The organism is Paraburkholderia sediminicola (genome assembly GCF_046030555.1).
GTDB lineage: Bacteria > Pseudomonadota > Gammaproteobacteria > Burkholderiales > Burkholderiaceae > Paraburkholderia > Paraburkholderia sediminicola_E.
Genome location: NZ_JAQQCH010000004.1, coordinates 231,952 through 249,325, shown reverse-complemented (window position 1 = coordinate 249,325; position 17,374 = coordinate 231,952). Strand labels below are relative to the sequence as shown.

The following is a 17,374-nucleotide window of genomic DNA, read 5'->3' as shown; positions in this document are numbered from 1 at the left end:
TGGAATAGTCACGCGTGTTATTCGTTGCACACCATTCGCTTTTATCTAGCCAGTTCAACCATTGCAGTCGCACGAAATCGCACACGAAATAAGCCCTCCGTCGCAGGAATAAACCCCGCGTCCTCTTCGTTCAATGACCGTTACAGCCTTTTGGACAGAACAAGGAGTGCGGTCATGAAATCTCTACTCGACGTGTTCGGCGTCGTAGCATGCAGCGCGGCTATCGCGACGCTCGTGTCGTGCGGCGGCAGTTCCAGTTCAAACAGTTCAAACCCACCCGTCCACTCATCGTTCACTGTGACGGCCCTCGTGTCGGATGGCGTGGTGCCCGCGGCGCACACTGACGCGAATCTGAAAAACCCGTGGGGCGTCGCCTTCAATCCGAAAGGTTTCGTTTGGGTCGCGGACAACGGCACCAATGTCGCGACGCTCTATGACGGCAACGGCGTGCCGCAATCGCTGGTCGTCACGATACCCAACGGCAAGAACGGTTCAGCAGCGCCCACGGGCATCGTCTTCAACGGCACACAAAGCTTCACCGTCTCGGAAAACGGCAAGTCCGGCGCCGCTGCATTCATCTTCGCCGGAGAAGGCGGAACCATCACCGCCTGGGCGCCCGCCGTCGGGCCGACCAACTCATTCGTGATGTACGACGACGGCACGGGCGGCGCCGTGTACAAGGGTCTCGCGCTCGCCGAAATGAACGGCAGCAACTTCCTTTACGCGACCGACTTCCATAACAACAAGATCGACGTTTTCAATACCAACTTCACCAAGGTCGCGATGCCAGGCGCCTTCACGGACCCGGCGATTCCGGCCGGCTTTGCGCCGTTCGGCATTCAGGCGATCGGCTCGAATCTATTCGTCACTTACGCGATGCAGGATGCGGTCAAGCACGACGATGTCGCGGGCGCGGGACTCGGCATGGTTGACGTGTACGACACGGTGGGCAACCTGAAGCAGCGCTTCGCGACGGGCGGGTCGTTAAACGCGCCCTGGGGCATTGCGCAAGCGCCCGGCAACTTCGGCTCGATGAGCGGCACGATACTGATCGGCAATTTCGGCAACGGCACGATCAACGCGTTCAATGCATCGAGCGGCCAGGCGATGGGACCGCTCATTGGACCGAGCGGCAGTCCGATCGTCGAACCCGGTGTGTGGGGCATTGCGTTCGGCAACGATCTCAGCAATCAGCCCTCCAATACGCTGTTCTTCACCGCGGGGCCGAATGACGAAGCCGATGGCGTCTATGGAAGAATCGATCTGAATACAACGTCGAGTCCAGGCACGAACACGGGTTCGAGCACGGGCACAAACGCGAGCGGAGGGACGAGCATCGGCATGTAGCGCAGACCGCGCAATAGACAACGGCCGTTCTCTATGCGAGAGCGGCCGCTTTTTTTTGCAAGTCGATGCGCGCGGCAGACCTGGCCACGCCACGCGGCAGGCGCAGACCGAGTGGCCGTTCGATCGCTAACGTCGCCCGCTTACGTGGGGAATTGGGCTGCAGGTCCCGGCCATCTTGGATCATTCGACAGAGCCACACAGATCGTCAACAATGCGATATCTAGCTGGAAGCAGCCTGTTGCATTCGGTTCGAAGTAACCGATAGCGTCGTCGATTTACTTGAGTGCCGATTTCAGGATCAACGTATGGCCCGTTCTGAGCGTCTTCTTAGTCTCCTGCAAGTGCTACGGCGTTACCGACGTCCCGTGCGCGGTCAAGCTTTGGCCGAGGAGCTCGGCGTGAGCATCCGCACGCTATACCGGGACATCGCCAGTTTGCAGGCGCAAGGAGCGATGATCGAGGGGGAGCCGGGCGTTGGTTACGTGATGAAACCGGGTTTCATGCTGCCGCCAATGATGTTCCGCTCAGAGGAACTCGACGCTTTGGTTCTCGGCATGCGCTGGGTGGCGGATCGCTGCGACAGGACGCTATCGGACGGCGCGCTGAGCGCGCTTGCAAAGATAGCCGCCGTACTGCCCACTGAACTGCGTCGCGAACTTGAGGAATCGTCGCTGCTAGTCGGTGCGCCGTTGAAGAGGCCTGCCTATAAAGTCTCGCCGGACCTCCTACGGGCTGCAGTCCGGGCAGAGCAAAAGCTTAATATTACTTATAGGGACGGCAGTGGTGCTAACTCGCAACGCATAGTTTGGCCATTTGCGTTGGTGTATTTCGACCAGGCCCGAGTGCTGATGTGTTGGTGTGAGCTTCGTGCAGACTTTCGGAATTTCCGCTCGGACCGCATCTTGAACGTCGAGGAAATGGAGGAGCGCTACCCCAAAAGGCGGTCAACGCTGCTTCGCGAGTGGCGTAAAGTAAATCATGTAGCCAGCCGCACGATACTGCCAGAATCTGACAGTATCGTCTCTTAGACTGAGCTTCCTTTCTTCGCCAGGAGCTCAAAATGAAGTTTGCATCTGTTCGTATTGTTACCCAGGATATCGAAGGTCTGGTCGAGTTTTACCGAAGGCTTTCCGGTCTTGAGGCTGCACGGCCGGCTGATGGGTTTGCGGAAATACAATTCGAAGGGGCGGTGCTTGCGATTTCGTCTGAGCACCTGATCAAGCTTTTTAATGTCGGCGCCGCCACTGCGGCTGCGAATCAGTCGGCAATCCTGGAGTTTGAAGTGGAGGACGTTGATGCAGTATTCGAACGGATGAATGCGTCGGGGACGGACATCGTTATGCCGACGACGTTGATGCCGTGGGGCAATCGCTCTCTCTTGCTGCGCGACCCGGATGGGAATCTCGTCAACATATTTTCTCGACCCAAGCGTTGAGAAAGGCCACCGGACCACGGTAACTTTCCCTGACTCGGGTTCTCGTCACGACCGCTCGCCGGTTAAGGCGCGACCTTGTCGATTTCCTCATAAACGCGGTTGAGCCAGACCTTGACCCGCTGGCGCTCAAGCATGCCAAGACCGGTGCTTGCGCGATCCGGATGATGTGCCGCGGCCCAGAAGCTCGAATTTTTCTGGTCGATCTTCTGCATCGTCGTGTCGGGAAGATGGCGCAGCGAAACGACCTTTGCACCCAGCGCTTCCGCGCGCTGACGTTGGCCTGAGGTTTCCAGCAATTCAAAGCGCTCGCCTCGGATTTCGTTCAGCACGATCACGAGGCGTAACTTGCCACCGAACTGATCGAGCCATTGCCGTAACAGGTCGACCGAATCGTGGCCCGCGTCCATGACCTGCCACCACGTGAGTGCAACACCGTTTTCCTGCGCAATGCCGAGCACGTCGGAGTCGTCGAACCACTTCGAGACCGATTGCTGGGTCTGCGCTGCGAGGTCGACAAGGATGCGGCGTTCGGGCTGTTCGAGAGCGTGCTCGATTACCGGGTCGAGACTGTTGTGGTCGTCGAGCGTAGCTGGCGCGGTGAAATCGGCGTAGTAGCGCAGCAGCGCTCCGTGCGAGCGGTCAGTGTCGAAGCCAAGAAACGGCAAATTGCGGTCGATGAAGTACTGCGCCAGAACGCGGGCGACGAGCGATTTTCCCACCCCGCCTTTTTCCCCGCCAATAAAGTGCACAAAGCTCATGTGCTCGATTCCTTGTTGTCCAGTGGATCTGCAATGCAAGCGCGCAGTGCGCGCCTGCACATAGGTTATCCGGGCAAAATTCGCGGAGGCGTTTTTTTTGCCCGGCCCCCGTCCGCTATTGGGCTGGTGTATTACTGCGAGGCGCCTGCATCGAATAGCGTCCTGAAAGATCAATGATGTGGCGCATTGTTCCTTCTGCTTGACTTCGAACGCCTAGGCGAGCAGCAGCAAGGCATCGGTGAGTGACAGCACCGTAGTGCGCGAATCGAATGCGGTGGAGAACAGATGTTCATGTACCACCTGATCCGGGTCGTAACAGCAATCCTTGACCGTGTACAGGCGGAAGTCCGCGTCGCTTGCATATGCGACCGACGACAGCACGACACCGGTCGACGCAATGCCGACCAGAATCAGTGAATCGATACCTTGTGCGAAAAGTCGTGCCTGCAGATCGGTACCGAAGAACACGCTGGCGCGATGCGCGATGATGAGCGGTTCACTGGCCTGCTGGCCCAACTCCGGCGCGGTGCAGTCGTCGACGAAGAGGCCGAGCTGCTTGATTCCCTGCCCATTCCTGTTCAATGGGCTGACTTCCGGATAGCCCGGACTGAACCGGAGGTTGGCGAAATAGACGCTGACGCCTTTGGCCCGCGCCGCGTCGCATAGCATGCGCGTATTGGCGAGCAAGGTCGGCGCGACCGATGGAAAGAGCCCAAGAATGTCGGTCTGATAATGCATGACGACAAGCGCGGTGTGCGCCGGCGCGATTGCCTCCATTTACCCGTCTCCTTTACTTCGACACACGGTTCATATTCACAACCAGGGAACGTCGAACGCGGCGAAGCATCGGTTGTCAAAACGACGCTTCGCTACTGGGGAAATAATACTTCACATGAGCTTAAGAAACGACGACTGTAAATTCGATCCCCGATTCAAAGTCCAGCGTCGTGCTTGAAAAGCGCGGATGGTCGTCAAGGTACTGCTTGTATGACCGAACGGCGTCCTCGGCGGTGTACATGTTGTCGGCGAGAACGATGGATCCCGGGCGTAGCAGGTGCTCAATCTGCTTGAACAGATTCAGATACGTGTTGGCCCATACGTCGATAAACACCATGTCGAAAGTGCCATCTAATTCGGAAACGGTCTGGAAGACATCGCCCTCCCGAAGGTCGACGTAGGCGTCTACGCCCGCCGTTCTGACGTGAGTTCGAAGTTGTGCGCACTTCGCAGGGTCGAGTTCAGTCGCTACAACCGTGCCGTTGCCCAACGTGCGCAGGGCCTCGGCGAAATACAGCGTGGACACGCCGCAGGAGCTGCCGAGTTCGAGGACTCGAGTCGGCTTGTGCGAAAGCACCATGTTGCTTAAAAATCGTCCCGTTTCCGCAGACACGGCTAACGACAGAGGCGTGCCTTGCGAGGATTCGAAATCTTCACTCGATAGTCCGAGCGTTTCGAGAAACCGTCCACGCAGTCGAGGGGCAAGCGTATCGTAGTCCTCCGCAAGCGTCACGAACTCATCGCTCGATCCCTGGAACTGCGCTCGTGCGCGGGCCATCACTTCTGTCCGGCTCTGTTGGTGAAGCCGCCGCAGAAGCATTGTGGCAGTCAATGTCATACGCTACTCCTGAGTAACCTGAATTATCCTGACGGAGTGTCCAAAAGCACACCGACATCGCCTTGCACATGCTCAATCTTCCGCAGACTGAGTTGGACGTGACCATTTCGCCGCCTTGAAGCGTTCCCGCTCTTCTGGCGTCATGGCATCCCATTTGCGCCAATGCCGTCGCCCGCGCCAGCCACCGTGTCCGCGAAATCCGCCAAACAGGATGCGGCTCAAAACCAGCAAACCAAGTGCGTGCACGAAGTCGATCGCACGGGCGCCAACGAATAACGCCGGCATCACCCAGTTCCATAGCGTCATGACCACGCCCCCGAGCACGCCTATGCCGACCACCACCAGCAGCACTTTGCCCGCACATCTGATTCGATAATTCATCCGTCGACTCCTCTAAATATCCAGTTCGTCATAAATGGCCTGCAGCTGGGCACGCAGATGCAAGACCGCGTAGCGTTTGCGCGCGAGCAACGTATTGAGCGTGACGCCGCTTTCCGCCGCCATGTCTTTGAAGGACCGTCCCTCCAGCTCGTGTGCGATAAACACGTCGCGCTGATTGGGTGGTAACTCATCGAGCGCATCCTGCAAGGCCTTGAGCAATACAGCGCGAGCGTAGAGCGCCTCGGGGCCTGCATCGTGCGCCGGTAGGGCAAGATCGAGGCGATACTCACTGTCGGCGCCGTCCCCATCCGGTGACAGGTCCGGCAGCGGCTGCTCTTTCTTCTTGCGAAAACGGTCGATGATGCGATTGCGTGCGGCACGGAACAGCCACGCGCTCGCTTGTTCAATCGGCGCGGGAAGGCGGTAGGCCTGCACGAATTCGTGAAAAACATCCTGGAGGATGTCTTCGGCGTCGTTTGGATCGCGTATGTGACGCCGGATAAAATTGACGAGCTTCGTGCGCTCGCGCACCACGGTCGCGGTGATGTCGCTGTCTCGATCGGTCATCGTGTCCGGGGTGGGTGGCGGTTCCATGCGTCTGAAGACGTTTCAGGAACGCGGATATTGTGGCCGCCTGAAAAAAACTGCGTTCTGCAGGGGCCTGCGCGCTTGGCGTATTGCGTGACGAGGTCGTCAGGATGACCTAACGGGTCCGGCGTTCGGCCATTTTAAGTTCGGGAAATTTTTTGAGCGGCGTAGTCGGCACGCCTCACCGCCAGGGCGCCATCGCCTGGAAAACACCGTCACGTCTGACCAGCGCGTGCAAAAGCGCCGCCGCCAGGTGAAGCACGATCAGCGCAAAGAAGCACAGCGCGAGCGTCCTGTGCGCGTTCCAGAGCAGCGTGTGCAAAGCGTTGCTATGCGGCAGGATGGACGGCAGATGCACGCCGAACACCACGACGGGATAGTCCGCGGCCGACAGCATGCCCCAGCCGATCAGCGGAAGCCCGATCATCAGCAGGTAGAACGCCAGATGAGACAGGTGGGCGGCGAGCTTCATCGGCTCCGGCATCGAGGCCGGCAGCGGCGGCGCGCCGCGCTTTAGCCTCACCGCCAGGCGAATCAGCGCCAGCACGAGAATCACGACACCCAGCGGCTTGTGGATCGAAACCAGCGAAAGATAATCCGGGCGAACGGTGGACACCATCCCCACACCTATGAACAACATCGCCAGAATGCAAACCGCCATCAGCCAGTGAAGCGCGCGCTGCAGCGGTGTGAAGCGATCGTGGATCGGGGTCGTCATGGCGTGGCTCCTCCCGCCGGATGGCGCGGATAGTCTTTATCCTCAGCGGTGCGCCGGTCAAACGACACGGCATAGGCGGCGGAGCGCGCGGCGGGAAACGGATCGTCCGAGACGTGCATGCCGGGCGGCAGGACGGTGGGATCGAAGTTGAGATCGCGACACGGCCCGTTAGCCTCGGGTTCGATGGCGTTGACCACCAGCGTTCCTGCTTCCACTTTGCGTCGGTCGTCCGGCCAGGCTTGGGTGGGGTCGGCGGTTGGGTCGCCGGGATTGGCGACCATGATGACCAGCGTCCAGCGTTGTGGCGCGCTTTGCACGCGCTGCGTGATGTCCGTGGCGAGGAAGTCGGCGCCGCGTGCCTTCAACTGATCAGGCGTGACGGCCTCCGGCTGCGCGGCCGGCACGAAGGACCAGCGCACGGCCTGGTCTTGTCCCGTGGCATTGGTGAAGATGAAGCTATTGAGGCTGTTGTAGCGCTCTTGCGCGTAAGAGGCTGTCCACGGCGCGCTACCGGCCCACGCGCCAAAATGGCCGAGTTCCGGATGCGCGGCGGCAAAGCTCTTCATGGCGTCCGGATCGCTCTTGTTGGCCGAAGCCTGAAGCAGACCGTAGAAGGCCTGCGGCGTGGCGACCGGGAAGAAGGGGGCGTCGATCATCGCCGTGCGCCATTCGCTTCCGTCCGGCGCGACGATGCGCAGACTGAGGCCCCGAACCCGGACCATGGCGTCCTGTGCTTTGGGGTCTGGCGTTGCGAGGTTGAAGCGTCCTGTGACGGGATAGGAGCCCGCCGCGAACATCGGTGCCTTGGAGAGGGCCGCCGCCGCGCCATTCGATTCGAAGTTGCCGGTGAAGCAGATGCCCTTGGCGTGATTGCGCCGGAAGCCCAGCGTTGCGCCGCCCGGCGGCGCCAGGGCGTTGACGATCTTTGCCGGCGTCAGGCGCCCCGGTGAGAGCCAGCCGGCCGTAAAGGCGAAGGCCGCGACCAGCGCGACCACGACGACTGCGATCAGGACCAGCGAACGGACGGTGGAGGCGTTGGAAGTCGGTCTGTCGGCCATCGATCTCTCCCGATCAATGATTCGGCTGAGTGGAAATCTAGCAGGGCGGGGGGAATAGTGCCAGTGATTGGTGGATTGTGCTGCGGGGGCTTGGGGGTATGACTGGAGGCGGCGCGTTGCCTTCGCAAGAGCATTGGCTCAACTGACGGTCGCAGAGATCGAAGGCCTGCTAAAGCCTTTGCGATCGAACATCTTCACGCCAGTCTAGCGGCTTCGCCTCACTCTGCAGCTCTTTGAACAGCCAATCACGAAACAGCTTCACCGTGGATGACCGGCTCTTTTCTTCGGCGCATACAAAGTGAAAGAAAAGCCCCGTCGGGATCTCCGGTCCGAACGGGATCGTCAGACGTCCGGCCCGCACGTCCTGCGCGGCCAGCACGCGCCGGCCCATTACAACACCCGTGCCTTCGACCGCCGCCTGGATTGCGTGGTCCGCGTGATTGAAAAACACGCCGCGCATCGCATCGATTTTTATGCCCGCTTGCTTGAGCCACTCCGACCAGCCCGTGGCCGCCGGGTCGACCATCCGCAGGGACTCGTCGTGAATCAAGGGCACGCGGGCGAGATCGTCGGGCGTGAGCGGCTGACCTTGCACGTTGCGCAGCATCGGACTGCACATCGGCACCACGGATTCCTCGATCAGACGCTCCCCATGCAAGCCAGCCGTATCGATGCGGCCAAAGCGAATCGCCACATCTACACCTTCCTTGACGAAATCGCACAGTGCCAGCGAAGCGGACACGCGAGTTTTGATCTCGGGATGCAAGTCGGTGAATTTCGAAAGACGCGGCACGAGCCATTTGGTCGTGAAGGCAGGGCCTGCCGTGATGACCAGTCGCTGTGAATCCCGAGTCGTATCGACCCAGGTCATCGCGCGCGTCAGATGGGTGAACCCGAGGCTGACTTCCTGGAAACAGCGCTTGCCGTGCTCCGTCAATTCGATCGCGCGGTTCGAGCGGCAAAACAGCTCGACGCCGAGGTACTCCTCGATCGTGCGGATCTGGTGGCTGACGGCGGCCGGCGTGACGCACAACTCTTCCGCGGCCTTCTTGAAGCTCATATGGCGTGCGGCAGCTTCAAACGCCCGCAACGCATTCAACGGCGGCAATCGATATTTCATCACACCCGGAATTTAGCCAAAGTAACGCAAGCGCAAAGATTATTAACGCTTTTCTAAATATTAGAAAGTGATATTCAACTCGCATAACGCGATAGCCAAACTAACCCGACGGCTAGAAAAGATCACTTTTTTGCTCCCGGTAAAAAGCACGAGAAGCTCGCGCAAAACCTGTTCATTTGTCCCCCGACGCTGGCACAAAAGGCAGCGCTCGCGTGTTTCACCCAGGAGACCCTGGAGATTCTCGAGTACGTGGCGTGGGATCGCGCACTGCCCGAGGCCGACGCGATCACGTTGCATTGCCCGTTGGCCAATCAGTTGACCGCGAATCTCGAAGCCTTCGCCGCGGGTGTGCCTCGTAATTGCGTCGCCTAACGGCTGCGCGGGGTTGGCGTGTAATGAGCAAAACTAATCCGAGGCTGCGAATTACTCGCTTTTTTCGCTAACCGCCTGATGCCATAGTCGTACCTATCCGGCGCCGCTGTGGCGCCGCTTCGGACAGAGAGTCCTGATCATGTTCGGCTTCGCTTTTTATATCGCCATGTATCTCGTCGGCAGCTACCTGTCGGCGCGATTTGCGCTACCGGTACCGGGGGCGATCATCGGACTCGGTCTGGTGCTCGCCATCCTGACCTTGCGAGGCAAAGTGGACGCACCGCTCAAGGTCTCGTCCGATGTATTGCTGCGCTACCTGGCGCTGATGCTGCTGCCGACCTGCGTTGGTGTCGTCAACCTGATTCACAGCGTGCCGCCGGGCATCCTGAGCCTGATCCTGGTGCTGGTTCTCGCGCTGGTGGCTGGCTGTCTCGCCACTGCATGGATTGCCAATACGCTATTCGCCCGCCGCCACGCTGCGACCGATCCGGTGGCGTCATAAGTTCCAACATACCGCTGCTCGCCATGACAATTTTCAGCAATTCCCTGGGTCTCGTCGCACTGACGATCGCGGCCTACTCGGCCGGCAACTGGCTGTATCTGCGCTCGGGAAAATTGCCCGTGCTGCAACCCGTCATGATCGCGACGATTGCGCTGGTGGCCCTGTTGCTGAGTACCGGCTTACCGTACAGCCGGTACTTCGACGCCACCAGCATGCTGCATAGCCTGCTGGGTCCGGCGGTGGTCGCGCTCGCCGTGCCGCTCTATGAGAACGTGCACAAGGCACGCGCAGCGTTGCTGCCAATCGTGCTTGCGACGCTGGCCGGTGGCCTCGCGGTGACCGGCAGTGCGCTGCTGCTGGGCCATGTGTTCGGGTTGAGTCCGCTGATGGAGCGGGCGCTCAGCACGAAATCCGTGACGACGCCGATCGCCCTGTCGGTGGCCGACAAAATCGGCGGGTCGGTACCGCTGACGATTCTCGGCGTATTCGTTACAGGGCTGGCCGGTGTCACGTTGACGCCGTTCCTCCTGAAAGCCATTGGCATAGACAGTCCGGCCGTGAAAGGCTTCACGCTCGGCGTGACTTCCCACACCTTCGGCATTACGCGTGCGGTCGAGTTCGGTTCGGAGGCCGTGGCCTTCGCCACGCTCGGTATGGCGCTCATGGGCTGCGCTTCGGCGGTCCTCGTTCCGGCGATTTTCCGTTTGTTCTGATCGACCAATTGGGCTGTGCTTGCCGATCGTCAGCTAGCCACTGCGATTGAAGGCGGCCTTTCTCAGCGGTTCCCCGGCGGCAGCGGACCCTGCCTCTTTGAGGAGGCAGGGTCGGGTTGCCGTATGGCGTGATGCCGCCGGCTTGTCATTTACTTCGCAGATTTTTTTAGGGGCTTCGATGACTTCGTGTTCCGAGCAGGAATATCAGTCGCTTTTCACCGAAGAGCCGGCCATCGCGGGCGGCAAGCAGGTGCTGAACGATCCGTATCTGCATCGTTTGCAGCGCCGTCATTTCTATCTGTGGCAACCAGTTCAACGGTAACAAGGGGCCGGCGGGAGGGCCCTGCGGGCATGTTGTATCGCTTTAGGGACCTGAAGTCACTAATGCGCCGTCTATGATCCCGTTGCTAGGTAGGCATAGCCGCCAGATCGTGAATCCATGGTCGAAGCGAGCCTGATAGACGTCCCAGCCTTTGCCGCCGACACCTATAAATGTCAGGGTTTGTAGTGCACCTAGTCGATTGAGTGATTCTCTCAATCGGGGAAGTTGCGCACGCGTCGCATCCGCCAGTGCCGGGCTCAATTCCGCATAGTTTGGGTTCCCCGAGACGAGCCCTCCAGTCAGGCTCTGAAGCGCCGCTTCGCTGCCCGGCGTAGCCGTCTGGTTTTTGATCTTGTCAGCGACGAAGGCTTCGATCTGCCGTGCGCTGGCTGGATCGATAGGTTGCATTTCGAGCGGGTTCCCGAATTGATGCAGAACCGCTCCAGTTACATGACCCTGCTGGTCCACGTTGAAGTTGATCGTGCCTTTCACGGAAGGAGCGTAGATCTGTGTCTCACTTTCTGGAAAGTTCTCGATCGTTCTTTCACCCGTGAACGTGGTCAAGATGCGCTCGCCATCCCGGGCAACCGTCAGCACCGTGATTTCGTTTGCCTTGTAAGTTCCGACGTAGCGATCAATGATTTCGGGGGCGAGATGGATAAATTGGTGGTCGTCCGATGGCTGGGTCATGTTAGGTGGGCTCACTTGCGCTGCAAAAACCACAAGCGCGGTTGAACCATACAAGAAACACCGCGGTTATCAATCTGGGTTTAACGGCTTTGTGAGTCATGACGCGCAACCGTCTTTCCAGGAATGATCGCGATTCAGACATACCTGCTACCGATCCGATATAACGCGACTGGCGCTCGCCGACTGCGATGAGCGTCTCACCGTAGATCGTGAAATCCTGTCCTCCCTTCAGTACCCGCGCGTCACAGTCAATCTCGATGGCACATCGAAGTCGTCGTAACTGCCACCAGATCCGGACGTTCGCTTCCCGGCTTGACGTTGACGACAATCTCAGATGTTGAGTCTGCCGACATGGTGATAATCTGCGAGCATGTTTGCGCCGCAAAAACATATGGGAGCAGACACTTAATATGCCGCGCTGTTCCGGTTTGTTGTTGATCGAGGCATTGAAAGGAGATTGATCGTGGCCGATACGAACGCGTTGCGTCCATTCGCATTTGTCCTTGCAGTTCCGAATATCGAAACCAGCGCGACCTACTTCCAGGATGTTCTCGGCTTTCATGTCGAATGGACTGATGCGTCTGATTGGCGGCTAGTTTCTCGTGGAGGCATTCGCATCATGCTAGGCAGTTGCCCCGACGCTTTGTCCCCTTCAGAGACGGGAGATCACAGCTACTTTGGCTATGTAGAAGTCGATGACGTTGATTCGCTTCACCAGGAATTTTCTCTTAAGGGCGCGATTATTTTGGAGCCTCCAACTGACCGGCCATACGGTATGCGCGAGTTTACCGTCGCGACGCCCGACGGCCACCGATTTGTCATAGGCTGCGTTAGCCGCCAACCGGATGCTCGCGGATGACCGCTTCGTGATCGCAGCACAATCACACGGAGCTTCAACGCGATAGTCAATCGGTCAATCAGGCAACTGCTTGGCGGAGATCGCGGATATAGCGCTGTCAGCAGCGCAAGATCTACGGATCACTCGCCGCCAAAAAACGGTCCCTCAACATCGGATGTATGTCGGCGACAATTTCCCCGTCGACGCGAACAGCCCCCAGCTACACCCTTAAATTCTGCTGGCCGCTATGTCATACCCCCGACTGGCACCAGTGGCCACTTGCGGCTACGTGTGGCAACATCGCTATGATCTCTAATTCCCGTTAGGCCTCGCGCAGGCCCACTCTTCTGGAGAACTCATGTTCGACCACGTCAAATTCGGAGTCAGCGACTATGCAGCGAGCAAAGCATTCTTCGTCAATGCACTCGAATCGCTCGGCGTAGCTGTTATCTCGGAGGGGTCGCCGACGTACGGCGTCGAGCTTAGCCCACCGGGTAAGGCTTCATTGTGCCTGTACCAAACCGAGGAGAAGCCAGCGCATCTTCACCTGGCGTTCACGGCTGAGAATCGCGAGCAAGTCGACGCTTTCTATCGCGCGGCTCTGGCGACGGGTGGCAAAGACAATGGTGCGCCTGGTCTGCGCCCGCACTACCACGCGAACTACTACGCAGCTTTTGTCATTGGTCCGGACGGGCACAACATCGAAGTGGTTTGCCACCAACCCGAGGCCTAGTCCTTGCATCGAGCGGACTCGTGAGGCGAGACCGCCTCTCATGTCAAACTCCAGCGTGCGCGCCGGACGGGACGTCGCTGCCGAACAGGTTCAGGAACATAACCGGGAGGGGCGTTCACGATGTCTGACCGAAGCGATAGTCAATCTGTCACGATGTCTGAGCGAACCGGTAGTCAATCTGCATTGCGTCAAGTTGCAGCTTCGCGGCTTTTTCTCGGCGCAACGATTGCGATGTTTCTGTCGGGTCTCGGCGCGTCGGCTGCTGCACCACAGATCGTTCTGTTCATGGTGAAGGAACTCGGCGCCTCGCTGCCGCTGGCGGGATTCTATTACCTGACCAGCCTTGCAGCACCAGTCGCGGGGTATTTCGTCGGCCGCTACTCCGATCACACAGGGAATCGCCTCGGTCTTTTTCGCATGTGTGCTGCGGCGGGCTTTGTGGGCTGGGCGGGGCTGGCCCTCTCTACTTCGGTCTGGATGCCCTTCGTCATCGCTGTCGCTTTGCTGGCCGTTTCCGGTGCTACCGCCTCGCAAATTTTCGCGGCTGTCCACGATGAACTCAGCGACAAGCCCGGCGGCGCCAATGAAAGTGTCGTTGCCATCATCCGTATGGCGCTGACCGGCGGATGGATCGTCGGGCCTGTCCTGGGAGCTTGGGTGGCGGCGGCCTATGGCCTGCGCCCCATGCTTTGGATGACCGCCATCTGCATGCTTTTACAGATCGCACCGCTCGGCACGCTGAACCCAACCGTCAAGCTCAAGCCGGAGCTGGCGAGTGAGCCCGCGCGTCACGCCAGCCTGCGTGCCATGCTTCCACTGCTGACGTTCACAGGACTCTTCGTCATGGTCTACGCAGGGGAGCCGGTGAAGTACGGATTCCTCCTGATCTACATGGAAGAACACCTCAAGCTAGGCCCGGCGGTACGGGGAGCAGTCATCGGGATACAGCCATTCATCGAGCTACTCATCATGCCCTTCAGCATCGGGCTGGGCCGCAAGCTTGGTAACGTGTGGTTGATGTGTATCGGGGCCGCCATGGGGGTGTTTGCCAATCTTTGCTTTGCGTTCTGGCCGTCCGTCATGGGCATGTTCGCCGGACAGATTCTCATGGGGGGTGTTTGGGGCATATTTATGGTTCTGGGCATCCTCGTCGCTCAACGGCTGCTTCCCAACGCGGTGGCGACGGCGTCGGCCATCTTCATGAGCTCGACGGCACTCGCCTCGGCGTTAGGCGGCATCGCGGGCGGTTTCGGGGTCGCATTCGTGGGCCTTCCCCATGTCTTCCTGTTGCCAGCGCTCTTCGCGGGCATTGCCGTTATTGGACTGGCAGTGATGGCGCGCACCGGAAGCTTCAAGGTGTATTGATCCCGGCCATTCCCCGTCGCGCGCTTCACCATCGCGTTGAGCCAGTCCTTCGACATGTCGACCAAAATTGACGACAATGTTCCCACGGAGCGATTGCAGGTCGTGCTCCGTCGTTGGAGACGCTGCTGAATCTAAAAGGAAACATGAGACGACTATTTCTCGCTGCGATCGCAGCCACCTCTTTCGCGACTTGCGTTCATGCGCAAAGCAACGCGTCCGGCCCGCTCGCCACGTCCTCGGGAAAACTGGAATTCGTGCGCGCCCACCGCGATTTCGTGGGGATGCTCGACAAGGAAGGTTTTGATCGCTTCGGCGCGAATACGCTCACGCATTTCGATGACGTCGATGCGAATGACACCGTCACGCGCATGCTCGTGCAAACCGATTCCGGCCCAGTGCTGTACGACTTCCGCCAGCATCCGCCACTTGTCCAGCGCTCGGGCGAACGCATGACGGTCAGGCGCGTGTTCTGGCAAGGCGATGAAGTCGTGATGCAAAGTTCGCAAGGCTGGTTCCGATTCAAACGCGGCGTGCTGACCAAGCTGCAGTCGTCCAAGACGACGTACCATTAATTACTTACACGTCGAACACGCGCTCGCCAGCGCTGACGTTTCTTGAATGGCGCTTGCCGCCGATCACCCCTTTACGCGCCACGCATAACGATGTTCCATGCATGAGACAACACGCGCCCAACAGGAGACGATCGAACTTCCCCCAAGACCGCAATTCACGTCCGTATGCAAAATCACGGTGCGGCTTGTAAAGGCGCAATGAGTTGCATATGTTCATAGGTGGGTCACAGATCACGGATTAAATAATCTGGCCGGCCTACCATTCACGTGAATGATCACTGCATTCAGGAGAGCATCAGCCATGGTCGAGAAGAAACGAATTCATGCTGTGCTTCTCGCTGCAGCGATCGCCACGACTGCGATGATTGCGCCGGCCTGTCAGGCGGAAAACACCACCGACTGGCTGGCGAACACCTATGGCACCCTCGCTGCCCACGTGGGTAACACTGCGCGTTCCATGTGGGTCGCGCCCGCAGGCGTCATCTATACGGCCTCCATGTGGGACGAGTATGAGGGTGGCGTCGCAATCTACCAGAACGGCAAGAGCCTCGGTTCGATTGGTGCGCACGGCGAGTTTCAGGGCAGCGCGATCACGGGCAACGCGACGTCGATCTTCGTGGCACTGCAGCCCGGCAGCACGTACGGAAGCGGCGCGGTGGGACGATACAACCGCACCACCAAGACCCGCGATCTTTTGATTCAGGTCAGTGCGTTGAACAACCAGCCTCGGATCGACGTCATCACCGGACTCGCCACGGCAGGCTCGCTCCTCTATGCGAGCGACTTCTATGGCAATCGCGTCCGGATCTACACTACCGACGGCGTCTGGCAGCGGGATCTCAACGTCTCGGGTCCGGGCGCGCTCGCACTAGATGGTGCAGGCAACGTCTGGGTCGCACAGAAGAGTGAGGGTTCGATCGTCGGGTTCAGTCCAACCGGCGCCTTGCTGAACACCATCCGGATGCCCAGCGCGTCGCAGCCGTCGGCGCTCTATTTCGACGCGTCGTCGGGGCAGCTCATGGTCGGGGACGAAGGTCCCGACATGAACATCAAGCGCTATACGCTCTCAGGCACGCCGACGCTCGCCGGTACATTCGGCATTCAGGGCGGTTATCTCGACACCACGACGGGAATCAAAGGCCAGGTCGGCGCGAAGCGCTTCACCCGTGTCGCTGGCATCGGCAAGGACACCGCGGGCAACCTCTATGTGCTCAACAACCCGTGGGGCGGCAGCTGGGACCTCGGCCGCAACGGCGGCACCGATATTCATGCGTACAACAGTGCCGGCGACCTGCGGTGGAAGCTTCAGTCCCTCAACTTCGAGGGGATCGCCGCGCCGGATCCGGGTACCGACGGCGCCTACTTCTATGGCGGCACCAACATCTACACCGGCACCGTTGGGGGAACCTTCGTTGCGAACACTGTCGATCCGATCGATTATCCATCCGATCCACGCATCAACATCAACGATCGCTCACGGGATGAGCACTTCGGTCAGATTGCCGCCGTCGGCGCCAACCGGATCCTCGTGGCCTTCGGCCAGAATCCCGATACTTTTTACTTCTTTCACTTCAATGCCGCGCATGGCTACATCGCAATACCGGACGCCACGCTTCCCGGTGCGGCGTTCAATACGACCGCATCGGTCAGGGACGGATTCTGCATCGACAGCAAGGGGGGCGCGTGGGCCGGGCTGGACAAGACCGGTTACATCTACCACTACCCGTTGACCGGCTTCGACGCCAGCGGCAAGCCAACATGGGGACCCGGTATCCCCATCCGCATTCCTGCGAGCATCCAGCCGTTGACTCGCATCGTCTACCTTGCGGATAGCGACACCATGATTCTCGGACAGGGCATCGTCGGGAGTACGGACTGGACGTCGATAGGCACGCGGATCGAGGTGTATCACGGCTGGAGCGCGGGCAACACCACCAAACCCAATCCGGTGATCAACCTCACCCACGCCGGCGCCAAGTCGATTGACGCGGCCGGCAGCTATCTCTTCGTCGGCTACTGGTTCAGTGGCGGGCAAGCTTTGCCGAACATCGATGCCTTCAATCTCGCTACAGGCAACCTCGACACCACGTTGGTCAACACCAGTAGCGCTACCGTGGACGCCAGCAGTGCCATCGATTCGATGTACGGCGTCAGGGCGTACCTTCGATCGACAGGCGAGTACGTGGTCACCAAGAACAACGTCAAGGGGTCCAGCATCACCGTTTATCGCTGGACACCCTGACCGCG

21 protein-coding genes are annotated in these 17,374 nt (G+C 59.4%); 12 read left to right on the top strand and 9 right to left on the bottom strand.

Translation table 11 applies throughout. The annotated features are described in order from the left end of the window. Positions 1 to 174: 174 nt before the first annotated feature. The 3 genes from PQQ52_RS08740 (at position 175) to PQQ52_RS08730 (ending at position 2,782) form a co-directional block, all read left to right on the top strand. Positions 175 to 1,347 (top strand): TIGR03118 family protein, encoded by a 1,173-nt coding sequence (locus tag PQQ52_RS08740; protein WP_408209225.1) that lies wholly within the window; start codon positions 175 to 177, stop codon positions 1,345 to 1,347. Between the two features lie 305 nt (positions 1,348 to 1,652). Next, complete coding sequence (locus tag PQQ52_RS08735) at positions 1,653 to 2,375, top strand: helix-turn-helix transcriptional regulator (RefSeq protein WP_408209223.1); 723 nt, start codon at positions 1,653 to 1,655, stop codon at positions 2,373 to 2,375. Positions 2,376 to 2,407: 32 nt separating this feature from the next. After that, on the top strand, positions 2,408 to 2,782 hold the full coding sequence (locus PQQ52_RS08730; RefSeq protein WP_408209221.1) for a VOC family protein: 375 nt from the start codon (positions 2,408 to 2,410) through the stop codon (positions 2,780 to 2,782). 62 nt (positions 2,783 to 2,844) lie between these two features. On the opposite strand, the gene PQQ52_RS08725 is transcribed toward PQQ52_RS08730, so the two are convergent. The 8 genes from PQQ52_RS08725 to gcvA all read right to left on the bottom strand — a co-directional run bounded on the left by PQQ52_RS08725 (position 2,845) and on the right by gcvA (position 9,020). Continuing rightward, positions 2,845 to 3,540 carry a nucleotide-binding protein gene (locus PQQ52_RS08725; RefSeq protein ID WP_408209219.1) on the bottom strand — a complete coding sequence of 232 codons (696 nt, stop codon included), beginning with the start codon at positions 3,538 to 3,540 and terminating at the stop codon, positions 2,845 to 2,847. 213 nt (positions 3,541 to 3,753) lie between these two features. Then, the gene (locus PQQ52_RS08720) at positions 3,754 to 4,317 is read right to left on the bottom strand and encodes a cysteine hydrolase family protein (RefSeq protein WP_408209217.1); all 564 of its coding nucleotides are present in this window, start codon (positions 4,315 to 4,317) and stop codon (positions 3,754 to 3,756) included. A gap of 121 nt (positions 4,318 to 4,438) precedes the next feature. Continuing rightward, positions 4,439 to 5,155 carry an O-methyltransferase gene (locus PQQ52_RS08715; protein WP_408209215.1) on the bottom strand — a complete coding sequence of 239 codons (717 nt, stop codon included), beginning with the start codon at positions 5,153 to 5,155 and terminating at the stop codon, positions 4,439 to 4,441. Between the two features lie 72 nt (positions 5,156 to 5,227). Beyond that, positions 5,228 to 5,536, bottom strand: coding sequence for a hypothetical protein (locus PQQ52_RS08710; protein WP_408209213.1), 309 nt, complete (start codon positions 5,534 to 5,536; stop codon positions 5,228 to 5,230). 12 nt (positions 5,537 to 5,548) lie between these two features. Continuing rightward, positions 5,549 to 6,130, bottom strand: coding sequence for an RNA polymerase sigma factor (locus PQQ52_RS08705; protein WP_408209211.1), 582 nt, complete (start codon positions 6,128 to 6,130; stop codon positions 5,549 to 5,551). Between the two features lie 175 nt (positions 6,131 to 6,305). Beyond that, positions 6,306 to 6,842, bottom strand: a complete 537-nt coding sequence (locus PQQ52_RS08700) for a cytochrome b (protein ID WP_408209208.1) — start codon at positions 6,840 to 6,842, stop codon at positions 6,306 to 6,308. Further along, entirely contained in the window at positions 6,839 to 7,900 is a 1,062-nt protein-coding gene (locus PQQ52_RS08695; protein ID WP_408209206.1) for a catalase family peroxidase, read from the bottom strand. The genes PQQ52_RS08700 and PQQ52_RS08695 overlap by 4 nt, the downstream gene beginning before the upstream one ends. A gap of 169 nt (positions 7,901 to 8,069) precedes the next feature. After that, entirely contained in the window at positions 8,070 to 9,020 is a 951-nt protein-coding gene (gene gcvA / locus PQQ52_RS08690; RefSeq protein WP_408209204.1) for a transcriptional regulator GcvA, read from the bottom strand. A gap of 249 nt (positions 9,021 to 9,269) precedes the next feature. Between gcvA and PQQ52_RS08685 the strand changes: the two genes are divergently transcribed. From PQQ52_RS08685 to PQQ52_RS08670, 4 genes are all read left to right on the top strand, one after another. Then, entirely contained in the window at positions 9,270 to 9,392 is a 123-nt protein-coding gene (locus PQQ52_RS08685; protein ID WP_408209201.1) for a hypothetical protein, read from the top strand. A 139-nt stretch (positions 9,393 to 9,531) separates the two neighbouring features. Then, positions 9,532 to 9,894 carry a CidA/LrgA family protein gene (locus tag PQQ52_RS08680; protein ID WP_408209198.1) on the top strand — a complete coding sequence of 121 codons (363 nt, stop codon included), beginning with the start codon at positions 9,532 to 9,534 and terminating at the stop codon, positions 9,892 to 9,894. A gap of 23 nt (positions 9,895 to 9,917) precedes the next feature. After that, positions 9,918 to 10,607, top strand: a complete 690-nt coding sequence (locus PQQ52_RS08675; RefSeq protein WP_408209195.1) for an LrgB family protein — start codon at positions 9,918 to 9,920, stop codon at positions 10,605 to 10,607. A gap of 178 nt (positions 10,608 to 10,785) precedes the next feature. Further along, entirely contained in the window at positions 10,786 to 10,929 is a 144-nt protein-coding gene (locus PQQ52_RS08670) for a hypothetical protein (RefSeq protein ID WP_408209192.1), read from the top strand. A gap of 42 nt (positions 10,930 to 10,971) precedes the next feature. On the opposite strand, the gene PQQ52_RS08665 is transcribed toward PQQ52_RS08670, so the two are convergent. Then, positions 10,972 to 11,619 (bottom strand): DUF3471 domain-containing protein, encoded by a 648-nt coding sequence (locus PQQ52_RS08665; RefSeq protein WP_408209189.1) that lies wholly within the window; start codon positions 11,617 to 11,619, stop codon positions 10,972 to 10,974. A 463-nt stretch (positions 11,620 to 12,082) separates the two neighbouring features. Here PQQ52_RS08665 and PQQ52_RS08660 point away from each other — a divergent pair, with 463 nt between their 5' ends. The 5 genes from PQQ52_RS08660 (at position 12,083) to PQQ52_RS08640 (ending at position 17,369) form a co-directional block, all read left to right on the top strand. Further along, the gene (locus tag PQQ52_RS08660; protein WP_408209187.1) at positions 12,083 to 12,478 is read left to right on the top strand and encodes a VOC family protein; all 396 of its coding nucleotides are present in this window, start codon (positions 12,083 to 12,085) and stop codon (positions 12,476 to 12,478) included. 337 nt (positions 12,479 to 12,815) lie between these two features. Further along, positions 12,816 to 13,190, top strand: coding sequence for a VOC family protein (locus PQQ52_RS08655; RefSeq protein WP_408209185.1), 375 nt, complete (start codon positions 12,816 to 12,818; stop codon positions 13,188 to 13,190). Between the two features lie 120 nt (positions 13,191 to 13,310). Next, positions 13,311 to 14,555, top strand: coding sequence for an MFS transporter (locus PQQ52_RS08650; RefSeq protein WP_408209183.1), 1,245 nt, complete (start codon positions 13,311 to 13,313; stop codon positions 14,553 to 14,555). 143 nt (positions 14,556 to 14,698) lie between these two features. Next, positions 14,699 to 15,127 carry a hypothetical protein gene (locus PQQ52_RS08645; RefSeq protein WP_408209181.1) on the top strand — a complete coding sequence of 143 codons (429 nt, stop codon included), beginning with the start codon at positions 14,699 to 14,701 and terminating at the stop codon, positions 15,125 to 15,127. 301 nt (positions 15,128 to 15,428) lie between these two features. After that, complete coding sequence (locus PQQ52_RS08640; protein ID WP_408209178.1) at positions 15,429 to 17,369, top strand: SMP-30/gluconolactonase/LRE family protein; 1,941 nt, start codon at positions 15,429 to 15,431, stop codon at positions 17,367 to 17,369. Positions 17,370 to 17,374 lie beyond the last annotated feature (5 nt).